Origin of the sequence: Mesorhizobium sp. M1342 (assembly GCF_040317955.1) — a bacterium.
In the GTDB taxonomy this organism is placed as follows: Bacteria; Pseudomonadota; Alphaproteobacteria; order Rhizobiales; family Rhizobiaceae; genus Mesorhizobium.
Map to the genome: position 1 here is coordinate 215,233 of NZ_JAMYLI010000004.1, position 25,213 is coordinate 240,445.

Annotated in this window: 24 protein-coding genes and 1 riboswitch; of the genes, 13 read left to right on the top strand and 11 right to left on the bottom strand. The window is 62.5% G+C overall.

What is annotated here, in order from left to right; translation table 11 throughout:
* Positions 1 to 22 precede the first annotated feature (22 nt).
* The 9 genes from NKH06_RS06000 (at position 23) to NKH06_RS06040 (ending at position 9,265) form a co-directional block, all read left to right on the top strand.
* Positions 23 to 1,441 carry a type II and III secretion system protein family protein gene (locus NKH06_RS06000; protein WP_502897886.1) on the top strand — a complete coding sequence of 473 codons (1,419 nt, stop codon included), beginning with the start codon at positions 23 to 25 and terminating at the stop codon, positions 1,439 to 1,441.
* A gap of 4 nt (positions 1,442 to 1,445) precedes the next feature.
* Positions 1,446 to 1,715: a hypothetical protein gene (locus NKH06_RS06005; protein ID WP_128303365.1), complete on the top strand. Its 270-nt coding sequence runs from the start codon at positions 1,446 to 1,448 to the stop codon at positions 1,713 to 1,715.
* Positions 1,716 to 1,764: 49 nt separating this feature from the next.
* Positions 1,765 to 2,979, top strand: coding sequence for a CpaE/TadZ family protein (locus NKH06_RS06010; RefSeq protein ID WP_127297210.1), 1,215 nt, complete (start codon positions 1,765 to 1,767; stop codon positions 2,977 to 2,979).
* Positions 2,976 to 4,400, top strand: a complete 1,425-nt coding sequence (locus NKH06_RS06015) for a TadA family conjugal transfer-associated ATPase (RefSeq protein WP_023810505.1) — start codon at positions 2,976 to 2,978, stop codon at positions 4,398 to 4,400. The genes NKH06_RS06010 and NKH06_RS06015 overlap by 4 nt, the downstream gene beginning before the upstream one ends.
* Before the next feature lie 4 nt (positions 4,401 to 4,404).
* A complete protein-coding gene (locus NKH06_RS06020) occupies positions 4,405 to 5,370 on the top strand; it encodes a type II secretion system F family protein (RefSeq protein WP_352892506.1) in 966 nt (321 codons plus the stop codon).
* Between the two features lies 1 nt (position 5,371).
* Positions 5,372 to 6,334 (top strand): type II secretion system F family protein, encoded by a 963-nt coding sequence (locus tag NKH06_RS06025; RefSeq protein WP_127322803.1) that lies wholly within the window; start codon positions 5,372 to 5,374, stop codon positions 6,332 to 6,334.
* 134 nt (positions 6,335 to 6,468) lie between these two features.
* A complete protein-coding gene (locus NKH06_RS06030; protein WP_352892509.1) occupies positions 6,469 to 7,293 on the top strand; it encodes a PA3715 family protein in 825 nt (274 codons plus the stop codon).
* Positions 7,294 to 7,453: 160 nt separating this feature from the next.
* Positions 7,454 to 7,924, top strand: coding sequence for a hypothetical protein (locus NKH06_RS06035; RefSeq protein ID WP_023810509.1), 471 nt, complete (start codon positions 7,454 to 7,456; stop codon positions 7,922 to 7,924).
* Positions 7,925 to 8,089: 165 nt separating this feature from the next.
* Positions 8,090 to 9,265: a GGDEF domain-containing protein gene (locus NKH06_RS06040; protein ID WP_023810510.1), complete on the top strand. Its 1,176-nt coding sequence runs from the start codon at positions 8,090 to 8,092 to the stop codon at positions 9,263 to 9,265.
* Here the strand turns inward: NKH06_RS06040 and gcvP are convergent, their stop codons facing one another.
* Genes gcvP through gcvT form a run of 3 tightly spaced genes read right to left on the bottom strand, consistent with a single transcriptional unit; the run spans position 9,266 to position 13,568 of the window.
* Entirely contained in the window at positions 9,266 to 12,076 is a 2,811-nt protein-coding gene (gcvP, locus tag NKH06_RS06045) for an aminomethyl-transferring glycine dehydrogenase (RefSeq protein ID WP_352440247.1), read from the bottom strand. It lies immediately after the preceding gene.
* 17 nt (positions 12,077 to 12,093) lie between these two features.
* Positions 12,094 to 12,462 carry a glycine cleavage system protein GcvH gene (gene gcvH / locus NKH06_RS06050; protein WP_128303368.1) on the bottom strand — a complete coding sequence of 123 codons (369 nt, stop codon included), beginning with the start codon at positions 12,460 to 12,462 and terminating at the stop codon, positions 12,094 to 12,096.
* A gap of 5 nt (positions 12,463 to 12,467) precedes the next feature.
* Positions 12,468 to 13,568 (bottom strand): glycine cleavage system aminomethyltransferase GcvT, encoded by a 1,101-nt coding sequence (gene gcvT, locus NKH06_RS06055; protein WP_352630168.1) that lies wholly within the window; start codon positions 13,566 to 13,568, stop codon positions 12,468 to 12,470.
* 149 nt (positions 13,569 to 13,717) lie between these two features.
* A riboswitch (glycine riboswitch) is annotated at positions 13,718 to 13,804 on the bottom strand.
* Between the two features lie 244 nt (positions 13,805 to 14,048).
* Here gcvT and NKH06_RS06060 point away from each other — a divergent pair.
* On the top strand, positions 14,049 to 15,050 hold the full coding sequence (locus NKH06_RS06060) for a hypothetical protein (RefSeq protein WP_352759140.1): 1,002 nt from the start codon (positions 14,049 to 14,051) through the stop codon (positions 15,048 to 15,050).
* 40 nt (positions 15,051 to 15,090) lie between these two features.
* Here NKH06_RS06060 and NKH06_RS06065 read toward each other — a convergent pair whose 3' ends face one another.
* Together NKH06_RS06065 and NKH06_RS06070 are read right to left on the bottom strand one after the other, a co-directional pair.
* Entirely contained in the window at positions 15,091 to 15,819 is a 729-nt protein-coding gene (locus NKH06_RS06065) for a GntR family transcriptional regulator (protein WP_352865533.1), read from the bottom strand.
* Between the two features lie 8 nt (positions 15,820 to 15,827).
* Entirely contained in the window at positions 15,828 to 17,108 is a 1,281-nt protein-coding gene (locus NKH06_RS06070) for a D-amino acid dehydrogenase (RefSeq protein ID WP_352865531.1), read from the bottom strand.
* Positions 17,109 to 17,330: 222 nt separating this feature from the next.
* On the opposite strand from NKH06_RS06070, the gene NKH06_RS06075 reads away from it, so the two are divergent.
* Positions 17,331 to 17,903, top strand: a complete 573-nt coding sequence (locus NKH06_RS06075) for an Asp/Glu racemase (RefSeq protein ID WP_352892511.1) — start codon at positions 17,331 to 17,333, stop codon at positions 17,901 to 17,903.
* A gap of 15 nt (positions 17,904 to 17,918) precedes the next feature.
* The gene (locus tag NKH06_RS06080; protein WP_352892512.1) at positions 17,919 to 18,125 is read left to right on the top strand and encodes an aspartate racemase/maleate isomerase family protein; all 207 of its coding nucleotides are present in this window, start codon (positions 17,919 to 17,921) and stop codon (positions 18,123 to 18,125) included.
* Positions 18,126 to 18,165: 40 nt separating this feature from the next.
* Here NKH06_RS06080 and NKH06_RS06085 read toward each other — a convergent pair whose 3' ends face one another.
* The 6 genes from NKH06_RS06085 to NKH06_RS06110 form a co-directional block, all read right to left on the bottom strand.
* Complete coding sequence (locus NKH06_RS06085; protein ID WP_023810518.1) at positions 18,166 to 18,957, bottom strand: molybdopterin-binding protein; 792 nt, start codon at positions 18,955 to 18,957, stop codon at positions 18,166 to 18,168.
* A gap of 1 nt (position 18,958) precedes the next feature.
* Complete coding sequence (locus NKH06_RS06090) at positions 18,959 to 19,840, bottom strand: cytochrome b/b6 domain-containing protein (RefSeq protein ID WP_352892513.1); 882 nt, start codon at positions 19,838 to 19,840, stop codon at positions 18,959 to 18,961.
* A gap of 97 nt (positions 19,841 to 19,937) precedes the next feature.
* On the bottom strand, positions 19,938 to 20,615 hold the full coding sequence (locus NKH06_RS06095) for a DUF1345 domain-containing protein (protein WP_352892514.1): 678 nt from the start codon (positions 20,613 to 20,615) through the stop codon (positions 19,938 to 19,940).
* Between the two features lie 31 nt (positions 20,616 to 20,646).
* The gene (locus NKH06_RS06100) at positions 20,647 to 21,114 is read right to left on the bottom strand and encodes a YaiI/YqxD family protein (protein WP_352892517.1); all 468 of its coding nucleotides are present in this window, start codon (positions 21,112 to 21,114) and stop codon (positions 20,647 to 20,649) included.
* Positions 21,115 to 21,179: 65 nt separating this feature from the next.
* The gene (gene gfa, locus NKH06_RS06105) at positions 21,180 to 21,749 is read right to left on the bottom strand and encodes an S-(hydroxymethyl)glutathione synthase (protein ID WP_352891194.1); all 570 of its coding nucleotides are present in this window, start codon (positions 21,747 to 21,749) and stop codon (positions 21,180 to 21,182) included.
* A gap of 66 nt (positions 21,750 to 21,815) precedes the next feature.
* Positions 21,816 to 22,943: an S-(hydroxymethyl)glutathione dehydrogenase/class III alcohol dehydrogenase gene (locus NKH06_RS06110; RefSeq protein ID WP_127270241.1), complete on the bottom strand. Its 1,128-nt coding sequence runs from the start codon at positions 22,941 to 22,943 to the stop codon at positions 21,816 to 21,818.
* A gap of 198 nt (positions 22,944 to 23,141) precedes the next feature.
* Here NKH06_RS06110 and NKH06_RS06115 point away from each other — a divergent pair, with 198 nt between their 5' ends.
* Complete coding sequence (locus NKH06_RS06115) at positions 23,142 to 25,154, top strand: acetyl-CoA carboxylase biotin carboxylase subunit (RefSeq protein ID WP_352892520.1); 2,013 nt, start codon at positions 23,142 to 23,144, stop codon at positions 25,152 to 25,154.
* Positions 25,155 to 25,213: the final 59 nt, after the last annotated feature.

Here is a 25,213-nt window from a genome sequence, read left to right on the forward strand (position 1 = left end):
CGGGCTGTTCACATATCGGGTCATGGGGCGGTTGCGCGTTTTGCGTGCGGCGGCTGTCGCGTCTTCGCTGGCTGCTGCCGCGATGCTGGCCTTCGGCGCCTCGGCGAGGGCTGACAACGAGATCGTCTATGTGTCGTCGACCAAGAATGCGTCAATCAAGGTCGCCAAGGGCAAGCCGAAGACGATCATGACCAGTGCCGCCTTCTACCAGATCGTCATCGGCGATCCGGAGATCGCCAACGTCAATCCGCTGACCGACAAATCCTTCTATGTGCTCGGCAACAATCTCGGCACCACCGGCATTGCCCTGTTCGATGAGAAAAAGCAGCTTGTCGGCACTGTCGACATCGAGGTGACGCTCGACACCGACCAACTGGCCAGCACCATTCGCGCCAGCGTGCCGGATGCCAGGATCAAGGTCGGATCGGCCAATGGCCGGGTCGTGCTGTCGGGCGAGGCCGATGACGCGGTCGCCGCCGAAAAGGCAAACAAGATCGCGACGCGCTTTTCCGGCACTGAAGAGGTGATCAACTCGGTCAACATCTCGTCGTCGCAGCAGGTCCAGCTCAACGTCCGCTTTGTCGAAATCAACCGCCAGGCGGGCCAGGATCTCGGCGCCAAATACGCCGCCAACTTCGCCTATGGCATGGGTGGCCGCGACGTCACGCTGCCGGCCGGATCGATACAGGGCGCGGGAACAGGCGAGATCATCGGCAAGCTGCTGTCGAATGGCGTCTCCATCGATATCGCCATCAAAGCGCTGGAAGAGCGCGGTTTGGCGCGGCGGCTGGCCGAGCCGAACCTGATCGCCCGGTCCGGCCAGACGGCGAGCTTCCTCGCCGGCGGCGAGTTCCCGATCCCGGTCTCCGAGGACGACGGCAAGATCTCGGTCAGCTACAAGAAGTACGGCGTCAGCCTGGATTTCACGCCGACGGTTCTGAAGGACGGGCTGGTCAGCCTGGACATCGCGCCGGAAGTCTCCTCGATCGACGCGTCTGCCTCCTACAACATAGGCAGCATTTCGGTGCCCGGTTTCATCGTGCGCCGTGCCAGGACATCGGTCGACCTGAAGAACGGCCAGAGCTTTATGATCGCCGGATTGCTGCAGTCGCAGAACGACATCACCACGTCGCGCATTCCCGGCCTCGGCAAGATGCCGGTGCTTGGGGCGCTGTTCTCGTCGAAATCCTATCAGCGGCGCGAGACCGACCTCGTCATCATCGTAACGCCCTATCTGGTCAAGCCGGTCGATCCGTCGAAGAAGCTCGTCGAGCCGACAGATGGCACGCAGCCGGCCAGCAACGCCGATTATTTTCTCAACAACACCGAGGAAGTGAAGGGCGCCGACACCGGTCGCACCGTGGCGCTGGCAGACGGCCGCGTCACTCAACCTGCAGCGGCCGCTTCGGCTGGGCATTTCCTCGACCTGCCGAAGGATTGAAGCCATGCGTCTGGTCTTTGGATCGAGCGTCGCCTTGCTGCTGGCCGGCTTTACCGCTGGCTGCACCAGCGACGACTATGTGCGCAGCGAAGGGCCGACGGCCGGCGCCGGAAATGCGCAGGCCGCCAACACCGTCATGCAGATGGTCGATCCCTGGAAATACGGGGTCCAGAACACCAGGCTCCTGGTGCCGGCCCAACGAGGCAGTGCCGCGGCCGTAACACCCGATCAGGCGGCCGGCGCCAAGGCGTCGCAGTCCAGCACGACCAATTGATCCCACGGGCAACTGATCCAACGGTCGATCGACCTGACAGGCTGACAGAATGGCAAACGGCATCAAGACCAGGAAGATCCTGCTCGTATCGACCGACAGGACGTTTGCGCAGGACACGCGCACCGCGTTTTCCGCCTCCGAGATCATACAGCTCTCGACAGTGGAGAAGAACGTCACCGAGTTGCGCGGCGAGATCCAGGAAGCCGACTTCGGCGCCATCATCGTCGACATGGATGCGGCAAGGCTGGAGGAGGTCGAGTCGCTGCAGCGCATCATGCGCCGGCTGGAGGACAAGGTTCCTGTCGTCGTCGTCACCCAGGAGTTCAACGCGGCCGCGGTGCGCATTCTCGTGCAGCTCAAGGTCGCGGATTTCCTGGTCAAGCCGATCACCACCGCCGATCTGGTGCGCTCTGTCGTGCGGGCACTGCAGGGACCCGGGCGCGAGGAAAACAGCGAGTCGCAGATCTACACCTTCATGCCTGCCGCGGGCGGCGTCGGCACCACCACGCTGGCGCTGCAGACCGCTTTCCAGCTGCATCACTCGGTGACGCGCGGCGCCTCGACCTGCGTCGTCGATCTCAATTTCCAGCAGGGCGCCTGTGCCGAATATCTCGACCTCGAACCGCGTTTCGACATCACCGAGATCGAGAACCAGCCCGAGCGTCTCGACCGGCAACTGCTCGACGTGATGCTGTCCAAGCATGCCAGTGGGCTGTGCGTGCTGGCGGCACCGGCGCATCCAGCAGAGATGCGCTCGTTCAAGACTGATGTCGTGGTGCGCATGCTGGACCTCGTTTCGGCCTATTTCGACAATGTCGTCATCGACATGCCACGCACCTGGTTTCCATGGACGGAAACCGTGCTGCTCGGTTCCAACAAGCTCTACATCGTCGCGGAAATGACGGTGCCGTGCCTGCGCCACACGCAGCGGCTGATCCAGGCGGTCTACGAGACTGCCGGCAAGGAAGTGAAGCCGAACGTTATCGTCAACCGTTTCGAACAGAAGATGTTCGACAACGGCATCAAGCAGGCGGACGTCCAGGAAATTCTCGGCGAGCATTTCGTCGGCGGCATCGCCAACAACTACCGGCTGGTGCGCGAAGCGGTCGATCGCGGCGTGCCGCTGCACGAGATCGATCCGAACGCCAATGTCATCAACGACCTGAAGAAGATCATCCTGCCGGAAGAAGCGGTCCCAACCCGCGCGAAATCGCGCTCGCTGTTTGGTATGGGCCGTGGATTGCTGAAGAGGAAAGCCGGATGACCAGCCGCTTCTCCGCCCTGCAGAACCGAGATGCGCGTCCGCAGCAGCGCGCGCCTGAGACGACGCCGGTCGCCCATCATGCCGTCGTCATTCCGACCAGCCGAAAGGCTTTGCCGGCAAAGCCGGACACTGCGCCGGCAAAGAATGCCAACAAGGTGCTCGATGCGCGCGTGCGTATCCACAGGCTGCTGCTCGAAGAGATCAATCTTGTCGCGCTGGAGCGTTTGCCGAAGGAAGAGATGCGCCGGCAAGTGCATGATTTCGTGTCGGAAAAGACCAAGCAGGAGCGGATGGCGATCAACACCGTCGAGCTTGACGCGCTGGTCGACGACATCGTCGACGAGATGGTCGGCCTCGGTCCGCTCGAGCCGCTGCTCAAGGACCCCGACATCAACGACATCCTGATCAACGGCCACATGAACTGCTTTGTCGAAAAGAAGGGCAAGCTGCAGCCGGTCCACATTCCGTTCAAGGACGAGGCGCATCTCCTGCGCATCGTCAACAAGATCGTCGCCGCGGTCGGTCGCCGCGTAGACGAATCGCAGCCGATGGTCGATGCCCGCATGCTGGACGGCTCGCGCTTCAACGCGGCCATCCGCCCGGTTGCGGTCGATGGGCCGCTGGTGTCGATCCGCAAGTTTTCCAAGAACAAGCTCGGCCTGCACAAACTGGTCGAATTCGGCGCCATCACCCAGAACATGGCCGAAGTGCTGGCGGCGGCCGTGCATGCCCGCAAGACGACGATCATTTCGGGCGGTACCGGCACCGGCAAGACGACCATGCTCAATGCGCTGTCGGCCTTCATTCCGGAAGATGAGCGGCTGATCACCATCGAGGACGCGGCCGAACTCCAGCTGCAGCAGCCGCATGTCGCGCGCATGGAGACGCGGCCGGCCAACATCGAAGGCCATGGCGAGCTGAAGCAGCGCGACCTGGTCAAGAACGCACTGCGCATGCGCCCCGACCGCGTCATTCTCGGCGAGTGCCGCGGCGAGGAGGCTTTCGACATGCTGCAGGCGATGAACACCGGCCACGAAGGGTCGATGGCGACCATTCATGCCAACACGCCTCGCGACGCCATTTCGCGGCTCGAGCAGATGCTTGGCATGACCGGCATGCCGATGACGGTACAGTCGATCCGCAGCCAGATCGCCAGCGCGCTCGACCTGATCGTTCAGCTGACGCGCCTGTCCGACGGCAAGCGCAAGGTGACCAGTGTCGCCGAGGTGACCGGCATGGAAGGAGATGTCATCCAGATGCAGGAGATCTTCCGCTTCGTGCGCACCGGCATGGAGGCCGACGGCAGGATTCTGGGGCACTACGAGGCGACCGGCATCCGGCCGCGCTTCCTTGAGGATCTGCGCGCTATGGGCATCGAGTTTCCTGGACGATATTTCGAACCCGGCCGGCCGCAGGAGTAGCCAAGTGTTCGGTGGAATGAGCGCGATCTATGTCGTTTATGCCGCGGCCGCGCTGACCGGCATCCTGATCGCCGAGGCCTGCTACCTGCTTTATGCCGGTCGCAGCGACAAACGCACCGCCATCAACCGGCGCATGAAACTGCAGGAAAGCAAGATCAGCCAGGAGCAGGTGCTTGTCCAACTGCGCAAGGAACGCGGCCTCGATGCAGGCACGCCGCTGTTTTCGCTGGATCGGTTCCGCGCTTTGCGAACCCAGTCGGGCATGATCATGCCGCTGTCGAAATTCCTGATGATCACCTGCGGCGTGGCGATGGCGATGACCCTGGTCGCCATCTGGTACGGCTTGCCGCAGCTGATGGGGCTTGTGCTGTTTGTGGTGCTTGTGCCGGTGCTGCCGGTGATCACGCTGCGCTTCAAGCGCAAGCGCCGGGTGAAGCGGTTCGGCATGCAATTGCCGGAGGCGCTGGAACTGATCACGCGTGGCCTGAAGGCCGGCCATCCGGTGCCGGTGGCGATCGCCATGGTGGCGCGCGAGATGCCCGACCCGATCGGCACCGAGTTCGGCGTCATCGCCGACGAGGTGACCTATGGCTCCGATCTGGTTTCGGCGTTGAACTCGCTGTTCGACCGGGTCGGCCAGGAGGATCTGCCGCTGTTCGTCACCGCTGTCTCGATCCAGACCAGTTCGGGCGGCAATCTGCGCGAGATCCTTGACGGCCTGGCGACGACGATCCGCGAGCGCGGCAAACTGCGCCGCAAGGTGCGCGCAATTGCGACAGAAGGCCGGATGTCGGCCTACATACTGACGGCGGTGCCGGCGTTGCTGTTCACCGCCATCATGGCGCTGATGCCGGGCTTCTACAGCGACGTCTGGGGCGAGGCGAAAACCTGGTACCTGCTCGGTGGGTCTATCACCTGGCTGATGCTGGGCAATCTGATGATGTTCAAGATGTCGAATTTCAAGTTCTGACATGCAGGGCTTCATCGAATTCCTCGCCTCGCTTGCACCGACCTCGTTGATGCCGGTGGCCATCCTGCTGCTGGCGGCGGGTGCTGCCGCTGTTGCCTGGCCTGTTGTCATGGCGAAGGGCGACCGCAACGAGGTCATGCGCCGGCTCAGGGTCGACAACGGTCCCGTGGCCGCCAAACCAGAGCCGGTGCAGAAGAAGAATACCGGCGTCGTGCGCGAGAAGGCGGTGAAGCGGGCGCAAGAATTCTACGCCAGGAGCGATCCGGAAAATGTCGCCCGGCTGCGCATGAAGCTCATCCAGGCGGGCTACATGGAGCCGCGTGCTGTCGGCACGTTCTTCCTGATCCGGTTCAGCGCGATGATCGGCACGGCAATCGGTGTGTTTGTGCTCAACCGGTGGATGGCCAGCCCGGACGCGACGATGGCCAGCCGCTGGACCTTCGTCATCCTGTCGGGAGCGGCCGGCTATTTCCTGCCCGGCCTGGTGCTGAGCCAGAAAGTGCGGGAACGCAGGCGTGAGTACCGCAACGGCTTTCCCGATTTCATGGACTTGATGATTGTCTGCTCGGATGCCGGAATGAGCATGGAGGCCGGCATAGAGCGCGTCTCCAAGGAACTTGCCAAGACCTATCCCGCGCTCAGCCAGAACCTGCAGCTGGTGTCGTTGGAGCTGAGGGCAGGGCGCAGCCTTGACGATGCGCTGAAGGCGCTCGCCGACCGCCTCAGCCTGGACGAGGTGCGTTCCTTCGCCACGCTGCTGCAGCAGTCCAAGGAACTCGGCACCAGCCTGTCGGGGGCGCTGCGCGTCTTCTCCGACGACATGCGCCACAAGCGTATGTCGTTGGCCGAGGAAAAGGCGCACGCTCTGCCGGCCAAGATGTCGGTGCCGGTGGTTGTGTGCATCCTGCCGGTAGTGCTGATGATCGCGGCCATTCCAGTCATCGTCAAAATGACGGCGCACTAGCATGATGCCGAAAAGTGTGAGGCTTCGATTCGACCTGAAATCGTCCGGCTCTAGCGAGCGCCCCACAAGAGTCCTAACAATGGGACTGACAAACCATTGTTCTGACCGAACGCGGCCTTGCAGGTGAAAAGTCCATGCTGTTGCGCACCTTCTTCCTCGGCCTTGCCGCGGCCAGCCTGTCGCCCGCCTGGGCTGTGGCCGACGATTGCGGCGATGCCGCCGCCCTGCTGCAGCAGGCCTACCCCAAGGCTCGAAAGAGCGCCGACGGCACCTCGTTCACGCTCGAACCCCACACCAGCATCGCCCTGACATTCGCGTATGGCGATCCGCCGGGGCTGGTTTGCAAGATCTGGCCCGCCCATGACGACCTGCTGTTGGTCGCAGTGCCGCTGATGGAGGGGTCCCAACCCAGCGACTACGCGCATGCCGGCGATATCGAGCTTTTGATTGTCGACAGGAAGAGCCGGCAGGTGCGCCAGCGCTTGCTCCAGCCCGGGCTGATGAATGATGATGCCATCGCCATCCGCAAGGTCGAACTTGATACCGGCCGCTATGCGCTGGCGCCCGATGTTACTGCCTTTGGCCTGCGCATCGAAATGGCGAACAATTCGCTGCCTAATCCCTTCAGTGAAACCGACCTGCGGCTCTATGCCGTCGATGGCGATTCCCTGAGGATGGTGCTCGATGGCCTGGTCGTGGGCGGCAATGGCGGCGAGGGCGATACCAATTGCGCCGGATACTTTCATACTAGTCGGGTTAGCCTGGCGATGAGCCCGGCCAAACATCATGGCTACCACGACATAACGGTGGTCGAGCAAATGGATACTGACAATCCGTTGCCCGACAAGGATGGCGAGTGCCAGTCCCATCCCGGCAAGTCCGTGAGCCAAACCTACCGGCTGCGCTATGATGGCAGCCGGTATACGGCTCCTGCGGGGCTCAAAGCCCTGGAGCCGTGAGGACGCCGCTGGCTGCGACTGAAGCAGCGTGGCCTGGTGGTTAATGGCTGGTGTGCCCGAAACCAAATTTTGGTGACGTTTCGGCACCAAAGTTTAAGCGTCGCTGATATAATGTGTTTCCTGAAGAACGACCCGGCAAATCGGGCGATGAGGCAGGGGCATGCGTCACAGTAACTTCACGGCAATGGCCGCGATTTCGGCCGTCTTGATGATGTCTGGCTGTACAACGGGCGGCGTCGACACCACCAAGACCACCGCCATCCAACCGGCGGCAAAGGACATCGACACCTCCGATCTGGCGCAAGGCAAGGCGCAGTTTCGCGACGCCAATTACGGCCTCGCCGAAAAGCACTTCCGCAAGGCCGTCGAGTTGAAGGCCGACAATGCGGAGGCCTGGATGGGGCTCGCTGCTTCCTATGATGAACTCGGCCGCTTCGACTTCGCCGACCGTGCCTACGGCCAGCTTTTGAAAGTCGCCGGCCGCAAGCCGCAGATCGTCAACAACATGGGCTATTCGCAACTGCTGCGCGGCAATCGCAAGAAGGCCAAGGCGCTGCTGCTCGAAGCGAAGGCCGGCATGGCCGATCCCACCGTCGTCAACGCCAACCTCGCTCTCTTGAACAAGGGTTGACCTCGCGTCGTCCAAGGGTCCGGTTTCGGGACACATGGCATCGAACGTTTTGTAAACCCTATCCGTAGGTTGCATCGATAGATCGGCTGAAAACCCATATCTGAGGGCTGCCGCTGACCTTAGAGTGCAGCGCAACCGCCGACGCTCGAGAGGCCCTTGCCCGATATGCTGGACTTCAGTTCGCTCCTGCTCGCAGCTGCGCTGTCGGGCATCTGCCTCAGCGTCACCATGTTTGCGATCTGGTTCACCGCGCCCAAGGCAGGCTTCGTGCTGACGGTGGCGTGCGGCATTCTGGTGCTCGTCGCGCATGTGATCCTGTTCTGGCGATACACCAAGGATCCCGATCCGCTGCTCTGTCAGATCGTGCTTGCGCTGCTCAGCCTGGGGTTCCTGATCCTCTGCGTGTCGGCCATGCAATATCTGGGCGTGCCCGGCCACAGACGCGCCGTTGCACCGGCGCTTGCCGCCATGGCTGTCTGTGCGGCAGTGACCTTCCTGGGGCTTGACGGTGTCGGCTTCATCGTCACCTACGCCACGGTGACGGTGCTTCTGTCGGCGATCGGCGCCATGTTTTGGATCAATGGCAGTCACGATCGCCGGATCCTGCTGGTGGTTTCGTTTCTGAGCGGCACCTGCGCTGTGTCGTTTGCGCTTTGTGGCGTGGTTCTGCTGACCAAGGGGCAATGGACGCTCGCGGTCGCGCCCGACAACTGGGCCGAACGACTGAATTCCGTCGTGGCGGTGGCTTGCATGACCGGGCTCGGCGCATTGACGCTCTCCCTCCACCATCTGCAGGCGCAGATCGAGCTGAAGGCCGAGACCATGACCGACCCGCTGACGGGGTTGATGAACCGGCGGGCGTTGACGTCGCTCTACGGCGAGCGGAGTTTCGGTCCGTTCATGTCCGTCGTCATGTTCGACCTCGACCACTTCAAGCGGACGAACGATGTCTATGGCCATCCGGTCGGGGACCAGGTCTTGTGCCGCTTCGCCGCGGTCATCAAGAAATATGCCAGGACCGGCGTCGACGCTTTTCGCCTGGGCGGCGAGGAATTCGCCGTCGTCATGTCGCGAATGACGGAAGAGAAGGCCCATGATCTCGCCAGCAAGATCTGTGTGGCCTTCGGCACCGAGATCGTCGCCACCCAACTCGGCAAGTTGCGCAGCACGGTCAGCGGCGGCATCGGCTTTGGCGAGGCAAGCGGCAGCAGCCTCGATGAGGTGCTGACCGAGGCCGATGCGGCGCTCTATGCCGCCAAGCGCGCCGGGCGAAACTGCGTCATCAGCCGTAAAAGGACAGGCAAGGCCGAACCTATCAAGCCGGCCTTGCGCTCCGCGTAATTATTCCGCCGCACCCAGATAGTCCGACAGTGGCGGGCAGGAGCAGACCAGGTTGCGGTCGCCGGCGACATTGTCGATGCGTGACACCGGTGGCCAGTATTTGGCTGCCGTGTCGGCGTCGCCGGCGGGATAGGCCGCCTCCAGGCGCGAGTAGGGATGCGTCCACTGGCCGGCCAGCACCTCGGCGGCGGTGTGCGGCGCGTTGACCAGCGGATTGTCGGCCAAAGGCCATTCGCCCCTGGCGACTTTCGCTGCCTCGCCTGCGATGGCGATCATCGCCTCGCAGAAGCGGTCGAGTTCCCGCTTGGGCTCGGATTCGGTCGGCTCCACCATCAGCGTGCCGGCGACCGGGAAGGACATGGTCGGCGCGTGGAAGCCGTAGTCGATCAGCCGTTTGGCGACATCGTCGACACTGATGCCGGCGCTGTCCTTGAGCACGCGGGTGTCGAGGATGCATTCATGCGCGATGCGATCGTGCCTGCCCTTGTAGAGAAGCGGGAAATGCGGCGCGAGCCGTGTCGCCACGTAGTTGGCCGAGATGATGGCGGTCTCCGTCGCCTGCTTCAGTCCGGCGGCGCCCATCATGCGGATATACATCCAGGTGATCGGCAGGATCGAGGCACTGCCGAATGGTGCGGCCGACACGGCGTGCGCCGAACCTTCGGTGACATGTCCCGGCAGATAGGGCTGCAGATGCGCCTTTACGCCGATCGGGCCGATGCCCGGGCCACCGCCGCCATGCGGAATGCAGAAGGTCTTGTGCAGGTTCATATGACAGACATCGGCGCCGATATCGGCGGGCCGCGCCAAGGCGACCAGCGCGTTGAGATTGGCGCCATCGAAATAGACCTGGCCGCCATGCTCGTGGATAAGGGCGCAGAGGTGGCGTGCACCTTCCTCGTAGACGCCATGCGTCGAGGGGTAGGTGAACATCAGTGCCGCGAGATTCTTGGAATGCTCGTTGGCCTTGGCTCTCATGTCGTCCATGTCGATATTGCCGTCCTCCAGGCAGCGCACAACGACAACGCTCATGCCGGCCATCGCCGCACTCGCCGGATTGGTGCCATGCGCGGAGGAGGGGATCAGGCAGACGGTGCGATGGCCTTCGCCGCGTGAGCGGTGATAGGCGCGGATGGCTAGCAGGCCGGCATATTCGCCCTGGCTGCCGGCATTGGGCTGCAGGCTAACGGCGTCGAAGCCCGTGATCTCCGACAGCCATCCTTCCAGTTCGCCGATCATGGCGCGATAGCCGGCAGAGTGTGCGGCCGGTGCGAAGGGATGCAAATTAGCGATTTCAGGCCAGCTTACCGGCATCATTTCCGCCGCCGCGTTGAGCTTCATGGTGCAGGATCCGAGCGGGATCATGCTGCGGTCGAGCGCCAGATCCTTGTCGGCCAGCCGGCGCAGCAAGCGCATCATGTCGGTTTCCGACTTGTTCTCATGGAACACAGGCTGGGTCAGGAACTCCTTGCCGCGCGGCTTGCCAGGTACGGTGCTGTCGGCCGACGGAGAGGCCTTGGCGCCGAACAGGGCGGCGATCGCATCGAGATCGGCATCGGTCGAGGTCTCATCGAAGCTGATGCCGACATGGTCGGCATCGATGACGCGCAGCAGCCGGCCGGTCTTTTCAGCCGCAGTGGCGATCTGCGCCGCCTTGCCCTTGGTCTCCACCGTCACCGTGTCGAAACGGCTGGCGCCGATCACCGACACGCCTGCCGCTTCGAGGCCGCTTGCCAGACGATTGGCCAGCGTGTGGATGCGCCCGGCAATCGCCTGCAGCCCGGCGGGGCCGTGCCAGATCGCATAAGCCGTCGCCATGTTGGCAAGCAGCGCCTGTGCGGTGCAGATGTTGGAGGTCGCCTTGTCGCGGCGGATATGCTGTTCGCGTGTCTGTAAGGCAAGCCGGTAGCCGGGCCGGCCTTTGCTATCGGTGGATTGGCCGACCAGGCGGCCAGGCATCAGCCGCGTCAACTTGTCGGAGACGGCGCAATAGGCGGCGTGCGGCCCGCCAAAGCCCATCGGCACGCCAAAACGCTGCATCGGGCCGACGGCAATGTCGGCGCCAAGCTTGGCCGGCGCATCGGTCAGCGCCAGGCCGAGCGGATCGGCAATGAAGACGACGATGGCGCCGGTCGCACGCGCCTTGTCGATCGCCGCCTTGTGGTCGCCATAGACGCCAAACGTATCCGGCCAGGAGACGAGCAAAGCAGCGGTGTTGTCGTCGATCGTCTCGCCGTCGATCTCGATGCCGAGCGGCTCGGCGCGGGTACGCACGACGTCCAGTGTCTGCGGGTGTGGCGTGCCGGCAAGTGCGATCTTGGTGCGCTTGTCGCGGTGGTGGCGCAAGGCGATGCCTATGGCTTCGGCGACCGCGGTTGCTTCATCCAGCAGCGAGGCCGACGCCACCGGCAGACCGGTCAATTCCGTGACCAGCGTCTGGAAGTTGAACAGCATCTCCAGCCGGCCCTGGCTGATCTCGGCCTGATAGGGCGTGTAGGCCGTGTACCAGGCCGGGTTCTCGAACAAGTTGCGCTGGATGACCGGCGGCACATGCACGCCGTGATAGCCGGCACCGATAAAGCTCTTCAGCACCGTATTCTTGGCCATGGTCGCCGACAATTCGGCCAGCGCTTCCGCTTCGCTGGCCGGTGCGGGCAGGGTCAGCGGCAAGTCGAGGCGGATCGACTGCGGCACGGCCTGGCTGATCAGCGTCTCGATGGACGGAACGCCGATCACGGCAAGCATGGCTCTGACATCGTTGACGCTCGGGCCGATGTGGCGGGCCGAGAAGGGAGTGAGTGCTGCGGTCATGTCAATCCGTCCTGATATCAGCCGATATGGGCTTTGTAGGCGGCCTCATCCATGAGGCCCGCGAGCTGGCTTTCGTCGGCAAGCTTCATCTTCCACAGCCAGCCGGCGCCGGTTGCCGCCGAGTTGACCAGTGACGGGTCCGACGACAGCGTGCTGTTGGCTTCGGTGATCTCGCCATCGACCGGCGCGTAGACATCGGAAGCCGCCTTGACGGATTCGACCACGACGGCGGTGTCGCCCTTGGTCAATTTCTTTCCGGTCTCCGGCAGTTCGACGAAGACGAGGTCGCCGAGCTGCTCCTGCGCATAGTCGGTGATGCCGACAGTGGCGATGCCGCCCTCGACGCGGAGCCATTCGTGATCTGATGTGAAATAGGTCGTTGCCATTGAGATCATCCTTTGCGGTAGCGATGCGGTGTGAAGGGCAGGGAGCTGATATCGACTGGGATTTTCGTGCCGCGAACATCGGCGAAAACCCGTATTCCCTGTTTGGCCAGTGGCGCCGTGACATAGCCCATGGCGACCGGATGGCCGGCTGACGGGCCAAAGCCGCCTGATGTGACATGGCCGGCGGGCGTGCCGTCGGCGTCAAAGAGCGCGGCGCCGGCGCGCACCGGCTGGCGGCCTTCCGGCTTCAGCCCGACGCGCTTTTGCGCGGGTCCTCGTTCCACGGCGGCGCGGAGCGCATCGGCGCCGATGAAAGTGCCGGAAGCGCGGATGTCTTTCGGAATAGCCCACATCAAGGCAGCGCTGGCCGGGTCGGTCTCCGGCGTGATGTCCTGGCCATGCAGGCAGAGCCCGGCCTCCAGCCGCAGACTGTCGCGGGCGGCCAGGCCGATCCACAGCACGCGTTCATCGCCGAGCAGCTTCGCGACGAGGTCGCGCGCATCGGCTTCCGACAGGCCGATCTCGAAACCGTCCTCGCCGGTATAGCCCGACCGGCTCATGAACCAGTTCTTGCGCGGTTCGACACCATGCATGAACAGCAGCGAGCCGGTCTCGATGCCGGCGCGCGAAAGGGCGGCCCAGGCTTCAGGACCCTGGATGGCCAGGAAGACGCGGTCGAGCGGCTCGACCCTGGCGTCGAAATCCGCGGCAAGTGCACGCAAATGCTTTTCGTCGGCGACGGCGTTGCCTGCGTTGGCGACCACCATGAACCTGCTATCGCCAAGTCTGGTGACGATCAGGTCGTCCAGAATGCCGCCTGCCTCGTTGAGGAAAAAGGACAGTTTGGACTGTGAGATTTGGAGTGCGCCTGCATCCAAGGGGCAAGCGCGGTTGAGCAGCGCAACCGCCTCCGGCCCGCTGACTTCGAACAGCTTCATATGCGAGATGTCGAACAGGCCAGCCTGTTCGCGGGTGTGAAGATGTTCCTTCATGACGCCCGCCGGATAGGTCAGCGGCATCGACCAGCCGGCAAAAGCGCCAAAACGCGCACCGGCGGCCACATGGATGTCTTCGAGGGGTAGGTGTCTTGTATCGTCGCCCGTCATGTCGTCTCCAGAGTCGCACGCAATCGGCCGCGAATGGCGACCAGTCCGTGCCCCTCTGTCTGAAGCCTGAGAGACTCGCGCAGCCGGAGCTCTGTCAGCGGCGCTTACACCTTCGGCGCGGGGGCAAGCCCCGACTTTCCAGAGTGTCTTTCCCGTCTACGGTTCTTTTGCCTGAGAGATTTCGGGCGATTTCCCCTTCGGCGACAGCTCTCGCTGTTCTCTCCCGCAAACAGGTAGGACTCAGACCCTGAGTCCTCGACGCGCCATCCATAGCTCGCGCGCGACGGCTTGTCACCTGTCAGCGACATCTAAAGCGCGTGCATGCCATTCTTCAAAACCGCGGCACGTTTTTGGGCGACATGCGTTGGCCGACAAGTCTTCGCTAACCACGCCGTTTGCCGGTTTTTCAAGACACTGCTGATATGTTGGCTTGTATGACGCTTGGGGCCGGCGCTTGGCGACGGCGGACGGGGACGACAAATGGGCGAATTGATCATGAGCGCGCCGGTGGCCGGGCTGACCTCGAAAAGCCGCATCGCCGCGGAGGACGTGGCGATGTTGCGCCATGAAGTGTTCGGCGATGGCGTCGTGACGCGCGGCGAGGCCGAGGCGCTGTTTGCGCTCGATGCAACGGCGAAGGACAAATGCGAGGAATGGCCGCCCTTCTTCGTGGAGGCGGTTACCGACTATATCGTCCACCAGGAAAAGCCGTCGGGCTATATCTCGCAGGACAATGCCGACTGGCTGATCCGCACGATCTCGCGCGATGGCATGGTCGACAGCCGGACCGAGCTCGAATTGCTGGTGCATGTGCTGGAACAGGCAAGATCGTCGCCGAGCCAGCTTTGCGTCTATGCGCTGGAGCAGGTGGCGCATGCCGTCATTGACGGCAAGGGGCCGCTGATGCTCGGCGGCGCGCTGGCTCCCGGCCTCATCGCACAGGCGGAGGTCGAGCTGCTGCGCCGGATCCTCCATGCCCATGGCGGCGACGGCAACATCGCCATCACGCGCGCCGAGGCCGAGGTGCTGTTCAAGATCAACGAGTGCACTGCTCAAGGGCACAACGATCCGTCCTGGAACGAGCTGTTCGTCAAGGCGATCGCCAATTTCGTCATGTGCTCGGCCGGCTACGAAGCACCGACGCGCGATGTGGCGCTGCGCCGCGATGCCTTCCTCGAACATGCCGATCCGGAAATCGGCGGCTTCTTCAGCCGCATGATCTCTGGCGGCCTTGCCGGCATCATGGAAGCCTATCGGTCCCCGGGCGACATCGAGGCCGAGTGGGAAGCCAAGAACAGGGCGGCCGAGACCCTGGCCCGCCGCGCCGAGACGATCGATGCCGGCGAAGCCGGCTGGCTGATCGAACATATCGGCGTCGACAGGCCTCTTTACGAGAACGAACGCGCGCTGCTGACGCTGATCAAGCACGCCTCACCGGAAATCCATCCGGCGCTGAGGCCGCTGCTCGACAAGGTTGCCTGAGCGGTAGGGGGTTGCCTCGGTCAAAGCCGGGGTTGCCCGATTAGATCTGGTCGACGTCGATGTATATCCTTGCCAAGCCTTCCCTGACGGTCGACATGGCATCGGCGACGCTGATGGCGATGTGGTCGTGCATGAGCCTTGCGGCCCTGTTGGCATCGCGGGCTACCATGGCCCGGGCGATTTCGCTGTGTTCGGTGTAGGTCGTCGACAATCGCCGGTGCTTCTCCACTTCGATCTTGCGAACGAAATGGATGCGCGTGTTGATGCCTTCGAGCATGCGCGCCAGTTCGGGATTGCCTGACAGCCTGGCGATGCGGATATGAAATTCCTCGTCCCTGGCGGTCAGTTCGGCGCTGGAAAATGAGTCGGCGCGCGCCATGGTGAGCGTCCACCAGTCGACGAGCGCGGCAAGCTCCTCATCTGTCGCGCGCTGGATCGCCAGCCTGACGGAGCGCTCCTCGAGCACCGCCCGCACGTCGGAAAGATTGACGATCTCGTCTACATCGAAGCCCCGGCAAAAGAAGCCGCGATTGGTCTGGAAAGTGATGAGTTCTTCTGTGACCAACCGCTGGAGCGCCTCCCGGATCGGGCTGCGGCTGACATTCAGCCTGGCGGCAAGCGCCACTTCGTTGATGCGCTCGTTCGGCTTGAAGCGATAGTCCATCGCCATGCGACGGATTTCTTCATAGACATGCGGGCCGGTCTTGATCGGCTTGGATGGCAGGGCCGCGCTGTTGCCCTGGTTGGTTTGCCTGGTGGGTCGGAGCATGGCGTCGGTCAAGCCTTTGCGGCGCTTGGTTCGGCAAACCGCGCCCGTGTGGGAAGGATGTCATCGAGGGCGATTGGTGCCGCCCGGCCGGCGATCAGATCGGCGACGATGCGGGCCGATCCATGTGCCATGGTCCACCCGATATGACCGTGGCCGGTGTTCAGCCAGAGATTTTTGATGTTGCGCAGGCCGAGGATCGGCAGGTTGTCGGGCGTCATGGGCCTCAGGCAGGCCCGCATCTCGGCGCGATCATAGGCGATGCCGCGCGGGAACAGGTCCTGCGTGACGCGCTTCATGAAGGCGAAATCCGAAGGCTTGTGGCTGCGATCATAGCCTGCGAATTCCGCGGTGGCGGTCACGCGGATGCGATCGCCCATCGGCGTGATGGCGACGAGGTTGTGCTCATCGATAACAGGGAGTTTTGGAGCCAGCGCCCGATCGACGATGGGAATGGTCAGGGAATATCCCTTGACCGGATAGATCGGCAGACCAAGGCCGATGTTGCGGGCGAGGATCGGGCTTTCCGCGCCCAGACACAGAACGTAGGTGTCGGCCAGAAACTCTCCCTTGTCGGTGACGACCTTGGTGATCGTTTCCTTTCTGCGTTCGATCCCCACGATCCTGGTCCCTGTCAGGATCTTGCCGCCCCTATTTTCGACGATGGCCGCCAGCGCGCGCGTGAACTTGGCGGCGTCGCCGGTTTCGTCGGTCGGACACAATACGCCGCCGGCAATGTTGTCGCGCGACGAAGCCAGCGCCGGCTCGCGGTCAACGATTTCCTGCGCGTCTACGATGCGGATCTCCTGGCCGTCGGCTTCCAGCAGGCGCATGTTGGCGACGCCCTTGTCGAGCGCCTGATGGCTGCGGTGGAAATAAAGAATGCCGTCCGACGTCCTGTCGTACGGGATCGCCTCTTCCCTGACGACCGCCTGCAGGACCGATTGGGAATGGACCGCAAGCCGATGTTTGAGAAGGGTGTTGCGACGCGCTTTGGCGGCCGTGCATTGCATGAGGAAGCGCAGCGACCAGCTGTAGAGATGCGGGTCGGCGGAGAGTTTGAAACGAAGCGCCTGGTCTTTCAGGAACAGTGACTTCAGCAGGGTTTTTGGCGCGGCCGGCGATGACCAGACGAAGGAATGGCCGGGCGCGATCATGCCGGCATTTGCCCAGCTTGCCCCTTCGGCTACCTGTGATGCCTGCTCGAGAACGGTGACCGTGTGGCCGTCCTTCTGCAACTGATAGGCCGTGGTGATCCCGACAACGCCGCCGCCCAAGATCAATACGCGCATCGCTGTCCCGAATGGTTGTCGTTTCTATTGTCGACAATTCAATAGGAAGACGCTGGTCATTGTCAACGGGCACGTGGGTCGACGATAGATTCACCGTTCAGACAGGGCGAAATTCCTGCATTTCTCGGTTGCCAAAATTCGAACGGAGCTCTTGACACGTTTGGCAAAGTTGTCGTTTCTATTGTCGACAATTCTGATTGGCATCAGGAAGGGGACTGTGCCATGGACGCCCCGCTTAGCCGCGCCGACGACACGCTTGTCCTCGACAAGGAACACATTCCCTTCACGACCGACGACGGCATCGGCACCCGCGCCAATCTCGGCCTGCTCGTCCTTCGAACCGACCAGACCATCGAGGATGAATTCCGCTATGCGCTGCCCGCGCGCGCCATCGCGCTGTACGAGGCGCGGCTCTACAGTGATGTCGAGATCACGCCTGAAAACCTGATGAAGATGTCGGCCGTGATTCCGGGAACTGTCGGGCTCTTGCCGGACGTCAAGTTCGATGTGATCGGTTTTGCCTGCACCTCGGGAGCGCTGGTTATCGGCGAGGACAAGGTCGCCGAACGCGTTCACGAGGTGCTGCCGGGCGTGCAAGTGACCAACCCGGTGACGGCGGCGCGGGCGGCGCTGAAGGCCCTGGGCGTTTCGCGGATCGCGTTGCTCACCCCTTATTTGGCGAAAATCAATCATTCCTTGCGGGCATCGCGGATGGAGCGGGTGATGGATATTACGGTCATGGGATCCTTCAACGAGGAGGACGACAATCTCGATGAACGCATCAAGCAGGCATAGGTCAAGCAGGCCATTTTGGAGATCGGCGCGTCGAGCGACTGTGAGGCGGTGTTTGTTTCCTGCACGAGCATGCGCGTTGCCCGCATCATCGAGGAGGTCGAGAAGGAACTGGGGAAACCGGTAACCTCGAGCAATCACGCCCTTGCCTGGCACATGCTGCGGCTCGGCGGCATTGGCGAGCAGATCGCCGGAAAGGGCGAACTGTTTCGCCGCTCGCTATAGGTTGGCCATCTTTGGGGCCGCAGCGTTTGCGGTGTGCGATTCAGATTCCGCCGTACCAGTCATAACCATTGTCTTCCCAATAGCCGCCGCGACCGCCGCCGACAGTGGCGAAGCCGTCGACCAGCTCGATCTTGTAGAGATATTTCGGCATCTTGTAGCCGAGCTGGCGCTCGACGCGAACCCGCAGCGGCGCGCCGTTCTCGACCGGCAGCGGCTTGCCGTTCAGGCCATAGGCGAGGATCGTCTGCGGGTGACGGGCATCGATCAGGTCGATGCTGCCGTAATATTTGATGTCGCCCGACAGGCTGCGGTCGATCGTGTCGAGGCAATGGAACATGACATAGCGCGCCTGTGGTTTGACCACCGCCTGGTCCAGCACCAGCGACAGCGGGGTGCCGGTCCATTTGGCTATGCAGCTCCAGCCTTCGACGCAGTCATGGCGGGTGATCTGGGTGCGGCTCGGCATGTTCTGAAGCTGCTCGCGGCTGAGCGACAGCGGCTTTTCGACGAGACCCGTCACTTCCAGACGCCAGTCGGCGAAATTGTTGGCGAGCAGGCCTTTGTAAACATCGTCATCGGGAGCGGTGACACCGTTCGGCCGCTGCGGCTGGCGTATGTCGGCCTCGGTGAATTCCGGCGCCAGCGCGTCACGTCCGGCAAGCAGGCGCTGTGCCCGGTATGTCAGGTCATTGGCGTTTTCGAGAAAACTGCGCAGGCCGCTGCCAACACCTAGCTGACTGTCGAAGGCGTCGCAGCCCGACAGCATGATGCCGGAGACGCCAAGGCTGGCACCGGTCAGGAATTTGCGGCGGCTGATCTGGAATTTTGCCATGTCAGGCATTCCTCTCGACGGGTTTGTCGTCCTGTGCGGGAGGATCGGTGCGATACCAGCCGGTGATGATCGAGCGCAGTTCGTTGATCGGGCCGGCGGCCAGGATCATCAGGATATGGACGACGAAGAAGGCGACCAGCAGCACCATGACGGTGAAATGGATGGTGCGTGCCGTCTGCCGGCCACCGAGCAGATCGTTGAGGAACGGCAGCACCGAATTCATGCTCGGCGACATCGCCAGGCCGGTGATGATCATCAGCGGCAACAGCACGAACAGCACGCCGCTATAGGCCATCTTCTGCAGCGTGTTGTATTCGCGCGCGTGGTGGAATTTGAGCTTGGCATGGTCGACGATGTCTTGCGGCAATCGCTTCAAATCGTCGAGGCGTGGCGCGAGATCGCGCCGCAGATGGCCGTTCACGATGCTGGCGACAAACCAGACGATCAACGTCGTGGTCAGTATCCAGGCAAAGAAGAAATGGATGACGCGCGCGGTGCCGAGATCATAGTAGGACGGGATGGTCGCCCAGGATGGAAAGGCGCGGGATGTCTCCTGGCCGGCCGGACCCGACCAGCCGAGCACGCCAGTCGTGTCGAAGCGATGCCCGAAGATTTCGGTGTAGCCGCGCGGACCCGCATCGGAATTCTCGGCGCCGATGGCGAAGATGGTGTTGTTGTAGTCAAAGCCCGATTCTTTGCCGATATAGAGCTGCGGACGGGCATTGAAGATCTGCAGGCCTGACAGCAGCATGAAGAACAAGGAGATGGCCCAGAGCCAATGCGTCAGCCGCGTCCAGCGAGACTGCCGGTAGATCAGCGTTTTGTCGTTCGACGCAGAAGCGCCTGGATCGGCGGCGGATTGGCTTCTGGCAACGGATTCCATCGTCTTTCGTCTCCCGGCCTCGCGGCATGGCCTGCGCGTTCATTGTCCTCCTGATACGTCGCGATCCAAACCGATGTTTCATCCGATCACGGATTTATTACGGACCGCCCAGGCTGACGGCGAGATTGACGGCAGCGGCGACGATGACCGTGTTGAAGAAAAACGACAGGATGGAATGGACAAGCACGACACGACGCATATCCGTTGTCGAGATGTTGGTATCGGCAGTCTGTGCGGTCATGCCGATCACCGTCGAGAAGTACAGGAAATCCCAGCCCTCCGGCCGTTTGTCGCCCGGAAACAGCAGTCCGCCGACCGGGATTTTCTTCCTGGTCTCGGCATCCACCGCATCGCCGTCCATCCAGTAGACATGGGCATAATGGAGCGCTGCCATGGCATGGATTGTGAACCAGCCGAGCGGGATCGACAGCAGCGCGAAGATGACCTCGACGGGATGGCTTCTGTCCTTCTGATTGATCAGCAGGAACAATGAGATAACGGCAACGCCGACGACGACAAGCGTCACAGCGAAGATGACCAGCACCGGCTGGTCCGTGGCACGCGCATTCCTGCTCAGATACCTGCCGGTGAACTTCGGCATCTGGGCGACGACGAGAATGACATAAGCGGCAAAGAACGCGTTGGCGCCGATCGAATAGGCAAGCGGGGCGTGCAGCAGCAACGCCACGAGAAGCGCAAAGACGCCAACGCAGGCCGACACAGCGAACAGCATGTGGCGCTGAATGGGAGACTTCACGGGGGTTTCGGCAGCCATGTCGGTTCCAACCTTGGATGGCGCTCGGTTTCTAGTCTGGTGTGGCGGATTTGAGCGCCCGCCGCAAGATGCGGTCGAGTTCACCGAGAAACCGCGACCGGTCCTGCGGCGCGAAGCTGGCATTGTAGCCCTTGCTTTCGCCGGTCTCGCGCAGATGCTGCTTCAGGTCACGCATCGCCACCGCCATGCCGATCGTTTCCGGCGTGAAGGGGCGCCCCGTTGGCCCAAGCACATGGGCGCCGAGCGCCACCGCGCGGGCGGCCAGCGGAATGTCGGCGGTGATCACAATGTCGTTGGTGCGCGCATTGTCGACGATCCAGTCGTCGGCGGCATCAGCGCCCTTTGAGACCACGACATTGCGGACCATCGGATCGCGCGATGGCCGCAGGCCGCCATTGGAGACGTAGGTGACAACGACGCCATGCCGGTCGGCCACTTTTTCGACCTCGGCCTTGACCGGGCAGGCGTCGGCATCGACGAGAATGGCGGGTGAGGGCATTGTCTCTCCAGAACGAGCAGGGGCCGGAAACCTGTCCGGCCCCATACCCTGAAATCTCACGATAGTCAGGCCGGCAAGGCGCCGGACTTCTTCGCCGTCCAGGTTGCGATATAGTCCATCAGTCCGGGATTGAGGCAGTCATAGGGTTCGAGCCCGATCGTCTTCAGCTGCGAACGGATGCCGTCCATCCGCTTTGGATCGACACCGGATTCGATGATCGACGAGACAAAGGCAGTGAAGCCCGGAGGCGACCAGCCGTCCTCCTCGAAGCGCTCGGGATGGATGAAGGACAGGCCCTTGAACGGGTGGTCGCGCTCGACCGGTCCGTGCATGTGCACCCCGCAGCCGGTGCAGGCATGGCGCTGGATCAGCGCCGAGGGGTCGACCACCTTCAGCTTGTCACCATTCTCGGTGACGGTGACGTCGCCGGTGCCGGCAACGGCAACGACCGAGAACACCGCGCCCTCCGGCTTCCAGCACTTTGTGCAGCCGCAGGCGTGGTTGTGGGCGATCTGGCCTTTGACCTTCACCCTGACCGGCTTGCTGGTGCAGGCGCAGACCAGCGTGCCGCCGGCAAAGCTGGCGCTTTCCCGGGGCAGTCCATTGTCGATTTTCGGATGCAGTTTTTCCGGCATTCTTTTTTCCTCCCAGTTGTGAACCCAGAAGTCGCAGGCCGGCTGGTCGGCGACTTGTGGTCTTGCTCAGTAAACCACGACACTCCTGATCGATTTGCCCTCATGCATGAGATCAAAACCCTTGTTGATGTCCTCGAGCTTCAGCGTGTGGGTGATCATCGGGTCGATCTGGATCTTGCCGTCCATGTACCAGTCGACGATCTTGGGCACGTCGGTGCGGCCGCGCGCGCCGCCGAAGGCGGTTCCCATCCAGGTGCGGCCGGTGACCAGTTGGAACGGCCTTGTCGAAATCTCCTGGCCGGCACCGGCAACGCCGATGACGACCGACTTGCCCCAGCCGCGATGCGAGGCTTCCAGCGCCTGACGCATCACCTTGGTGCTGCCGGTGCAGTCGAATGTGTAGTCGGCGCCGCCGATCTGGTCGGCGCCACGCTTGGTCATGTTGACGAGGTGGGGCACGACATCGCCGTCGATCTCCTTCGGATTGACGAAATGCGTCATGCCGAACCGCTCGCCCCACTCCTTCTTGTCGTTGTTCAAATCGACGCCGATGATCATGTCGGCGCCGGCAAGTTTCAGGCCCTGGATGACATTGAGGCCGATGCCGCCGAGACCGAAGACGACCGCGGTGGCGCCGATCTCGACCTTGGCGGTGTTGATCACAGCACCGATGCCGGTGGTGACGCCGCAGCCGATGTAGCAGATCTTGTCGAAGGGCGCGTCGGGGTTGACCTTGGCCAGCGCGATCTCGGGCAGCACGGTGAAGTTGGAGAAAGTCGAGCAGCCCATATAGTGAAAGATCTTGTCCTTGCCGATCGAGAAGCGCGATGAACCGTCCGGCATCAGCCCCTGGCCCTGCGTGGCGCGGATGGCCGTGCACAGATTGGTCTTTCGCGACAGGCAGGAATGGCACTGGCGACATTCGGGCGTATAGAGCGGGATGACGTGGTCGCCCTTCTTGAGCGAGGTGACGCCCTTGCCGATATCGACGACGACGCCGGCGCCCTCATGGCCGAGGATGGCTGGAAACAGGCCTTCGGGATCGGCGCCCGACAGCGTGAATTCGTCGGTGTGGCAGATGCCGGTCGCCTTGATCTCGACCAGCACCTCGCCCTCACGTGGGCCGTCGAGATCGACCTCCATGATCTCCAGCGGCTTTCCGGCGGCGACAGCGACAGCGGCGCGGGTTTTCATCAGGCGTCCTCCAATGCGGATTTTTTTCCAAGGTTTCAGGTTTTGCCGACACGATCAACTGGCAGCTGGCTCCCCGACTGGGCCACAGCGATGAATTGGAATCGCAAGTCGATTGAAAGGCAGTGAATTGCATGGTCGGCTTGACCCTGCAAGCACAGGCCATAAAAGGAACGGCCGACCCGAGGGATGACATTTCGCATGTTCACCAAGATCCTGATCGCCAATCGCGGCGAAATTGCCTGCCGCGTAATCAAGACGGCGCGCAAGATGGGCATTGCCACGGTTGCCGTCTATTCCGATGCCGATCGCGATGCCGTGCATGTCGAGATGGCCGACGAGGCGGTGCATATCGGGCCTTCGCCAGCCGCGCTGAGCTATCTCGTCCCGGAAAAGATCATCGCCGCCTGCAAGGAAACGGGAGCCCAGGCCGTGCATCCCGGCTACGGATTCCTGTCCGAGCGGGCGGCTTTCTGTGAAGCGCTGGAAGCGGAAGGCATCATTTTCATCGGCCCGAAGCCCAAGGCGATCAAGGCGATGGGCGATAAGATCGAATCGAAGAAGTTCGCCAACGCCGCCAAGGTTTCCACCGTGCCCGGCTGGCTCGGCGTCATCGAGAATGCCGACCATGCCGAAAAGATCGCCGGCGAAATCGGCTATCCCGTGATGATCAAGGCTTCGGCCGGCGGCGGCGGCAAGGGCATGCGCATCGCCTGGAGCGAGGCCGAAGTGCGCGACGGCTTCGACCGCGCGCGCTCGGAAGCCAAGAGCTCGTTCGGCGACGATCGTCTCTTCATTGAGAAATTCATCGTCGATCCGCGCCACATCGAAATCCAGGTGCTGGCCGACGCGCATGGCAACGCGCTCTATCTCGGCGAGCGCGAATGCTCGATCCAGCGACGCAATCAGAAGGTCGCCGAAGAGGCGCCATCGCCATTCCTGGACGCCGCGACACGCAAGGCCATGGGCGAGCAGTCGGTGGCGCTGGCCAGGGCTGTCGATTACCAGAGCGCCGGCACGGTCGAATTCATCGTCGACAAGGACAAGAACTTCTATTTCCTTGAAATGAATACACGATTGCAGGTCGAGCATCCGGTGACGGAGCTCGTCACCGGCATCGATCTGGTCGAGCAGATGATCCGCGTCGCCGCCGGCGAAAAGCTTGGCCTGAAGCAAAGCGACATCAAGCTGAACGGCTGGGCGGTGGAAAGCCGGCTCTATGCCGAAGACCCTTACCGCAACTTCCTGCCTTCGATCGGCCGACTGACGCGCTACCGGCCGCCTGAGGAAGGACAATTCGGCGATGTCGTCATCCGCAACGACACCGGCGTCACCGAAGGCTCCGAAATCTCGATGTTCTACGATCCGATGCTCGCCAAGCTGTGCACCTGGGCGCCGACGCGTCTGGAGGCCATCGATGCCATGTCGGAAGCGCTCGACAGCTTCGTCGTCGACGGTATCGAGCACAACATTCCGTTCCTGGCCGCCTTGATGCAGCATCCGCGTTGGCGGGAAGGGCGGATATCGACCGCTTTTATATCGGAGGAATATCCCGACGGCTTCGCGCCGGTCGTACCGAACGACGATGAGAAGGCCGTGCTGGCGTCGATCGCGACCGCGGTGGAACTGCTGCGCCGTGACCGGCTCGACCGGCTGGGCGGGCGGCTGGCGCCGCATTCGGGAGCTCTGAAGCGCGACTGGGTGGTAAAGATCGGCGATGACTATCTGTCGGCGTCGATTATCGAGGGCATGATTTCCATTCCGATGGAAATCGATCTGTCGATCGAGGGCGGCAGGGCGTTGACCGTTGCATCAGACTGGCGGCCGGGCGATCTGATCTGGCGCGGCACGGTCGGCAAGCGCAAGGTTACGGCTCAGGTCAGGCCGGTTGCCAACGGCTTTCGCATAGCCTGGAAAGGCATGTCGGTGACCGCGCGCGCCATGCTGCCGCGCACCGCCGAGCTGGAAAGGCTGATGCCCGAAAAGATAGCGCCGGACACGTCAAACCTGCTGCTTTGTCCGATGCCTGGCCTCGTCGTGTCGATTGCCGTTGCCGAAGGCCAGGAGGTCAAGGCCGGCGAGACGCTTGCGGTGGTCGAAGCGATGAAGATGGAAAACGTGCTGCGCGCCGAACGCGACCTTGTCGTGTCGAAACTCAACGCCAAGCCAGGCGACAGCCTGGCGGTGGATGCGGTGATCATGGAGTTTGCTTAGGGCTAGCCGGGCAGGCAGCCTGTGATCAGCAGCGGTTTGTGCTGGACTGGCATCGCGCG

Excerpts from the sequence above, each read along its gene's own strand:
- NKH06_RS06000 (WP_502897886.1), top strand. The coding sequence starts at position 23 with ATGGGGCGGTTGCGCGTTTTGCGTGCGGCGGCTGTCGCGTCTTCGCTG.
- NKH06_RS06005 (WP_128303365.1), top strand. The coding sequence starts at position 1,446 with ATGCGTCTGGTCTTTGGATCGAGCGTCGCCTTGCTGCTGGCCGGCTTT.
- NKH06_RS06010 (WP_127297210.1), top strand. The coding sequence starts at position 1,765 with ATGGCAAACGGCATCAAGACCAGGAAGATCCTGCTCGTATCGACCGAC.
- NKH06_RS06015 (WP_023810505.1), top strand. The coding sequence starts at position 2,976 with ATGACCAGCCGCTTCTCCGCCCTGCAGAACCGAGATGCGCGTCCGCAG.
- NKH06_RS06025 (WP_127322803.1), top strand. The coding sequence starts at position 5,372 with ATGCAGGGCTTCATCGAATTCCTCGCCTCGCTTGCACCGACCTCGTTG.
- NKH06_RS06030 (WP_352892509.1), top strand. The coding sequence starts at position 6,469 with ATGCTGTTGCGCACCTTCTTCCTCGGCCTTGCCGCGGCCAGCCTGTCG.
- NKH06_RS06035 (WP_023810509.1), top strand. The coding sequence starts at position 7,454 with ATGCGTCACAGTAACTTCACGGCAATGGCCGCGATTTCGGCCGTCTTG.
- NKH06_RS06040 (WP_023810510.1), top strand. The coding sequence starts at position 8,090 with ATGCTGGACTTCAGTTCGCTCCTGCTCGCAGCTGCGCTGTCGGGCATC.
- gcvP (WP_352440247.1), bottom strand. The coding sequence starts at position 12,076 with ATGACCGCAGCACTCACTCCCTTCTCGGCCCGCCACATCGGCCCGAGC.
- gcvH (WP_128303368.1), bottom strand. The coding sequence starts at position 12,462 with ATGGCAACGACCTATTTCACATCAGATCACGAATGGCTCCGCGTCGAG.
- gcvT (WP_352630168.1), bottom strand. The coding sequence starts at position 13,568 with ATGACGGGCGACGATACAAGACACCTACCCCTCGAAGACATCCATGTG.
- NKH06_RS06060 (WP_352759140.1), top strand. The coding sequence starts at position 14,049 with ATGGGCGAATTGATCATGAGCGCGCCGGTGGCCGGGCTGACCTCGAAA.
- NKH06_RS06065 (WP_352865533.1), bottom strand. The coding sequence starts at position 15,819 with ATGCTCCGACCCACCAGGCAAACCAACCAGGGCAACAGCGCGGCCCTG.
- NKH06_RS06070 (WP_352865531.1), bottom strand. The coding sequence starts at position 17,108 with ATGCGCGTATTGATCTTGGGCGGCGGCGTTGTCGGGATCACCACGGCC.
- NKH06_RS06075 (WP_352892511.1), top strand. The coding sequence starts at position 17,331 with ATGGACGCCCCGCTTAGCCGCGCCGACGACACGCTTGTCCTCGACAAG.
- NKH06_RS06085 (WP_023810518.1), bottom strand. The coding sequence starts at position 18,957 with ATGGCAAAATTCCAGATCAGCCGCCGCAAATTCCTGACCGGTGCCAGC.
- NKH06_RS06090 (WP_352892513.1), bottom strand. The coding sequence starts at position 19,840 with ATGGAATCCGTTGCCAGAAGCCAATCCGCCGCCGATCCAGGCGCTTCT.
- NKH06_RS06095 (WP_352892514.1), bottom strand. The coding sequence starts at position 20,615 with ATGGCTGCCGAAACCCCCGTGAAGTCTCCCATTCAGCGCCACATGCTG.
- NKH06_RS06100 (WP_352892517.1), bottom strand. The coding sequence starts at position 21,114 with ATGCCCTCACCCGCCATTCTCGTCGATGCCGACGCCTGCCCGGTCAAG.
- gfa (WP_352891194.1), bottom strand. The coding sequence starts at position 21,749 with ATGCCGGAAAAACTGCATCCGAAAATCGACAATGGACTGCCCCGGGAA.
- NKH06_RS06110 (WP_127270241.1), bottom strand. The coding sequence starts at position 22,943 with ATGAAAACCCGCGCCGCTGTCGCTGTCGCCGCCGGAAAGCCGCTGGAG.
- NKH06_RS06115 (WP_352892520.1), top strand. The coding sequence starts at position 23,142 with ATGTTCACCAAGATCCTGATCGCCAATCGCGGCGAAATTGCCTGCCGC.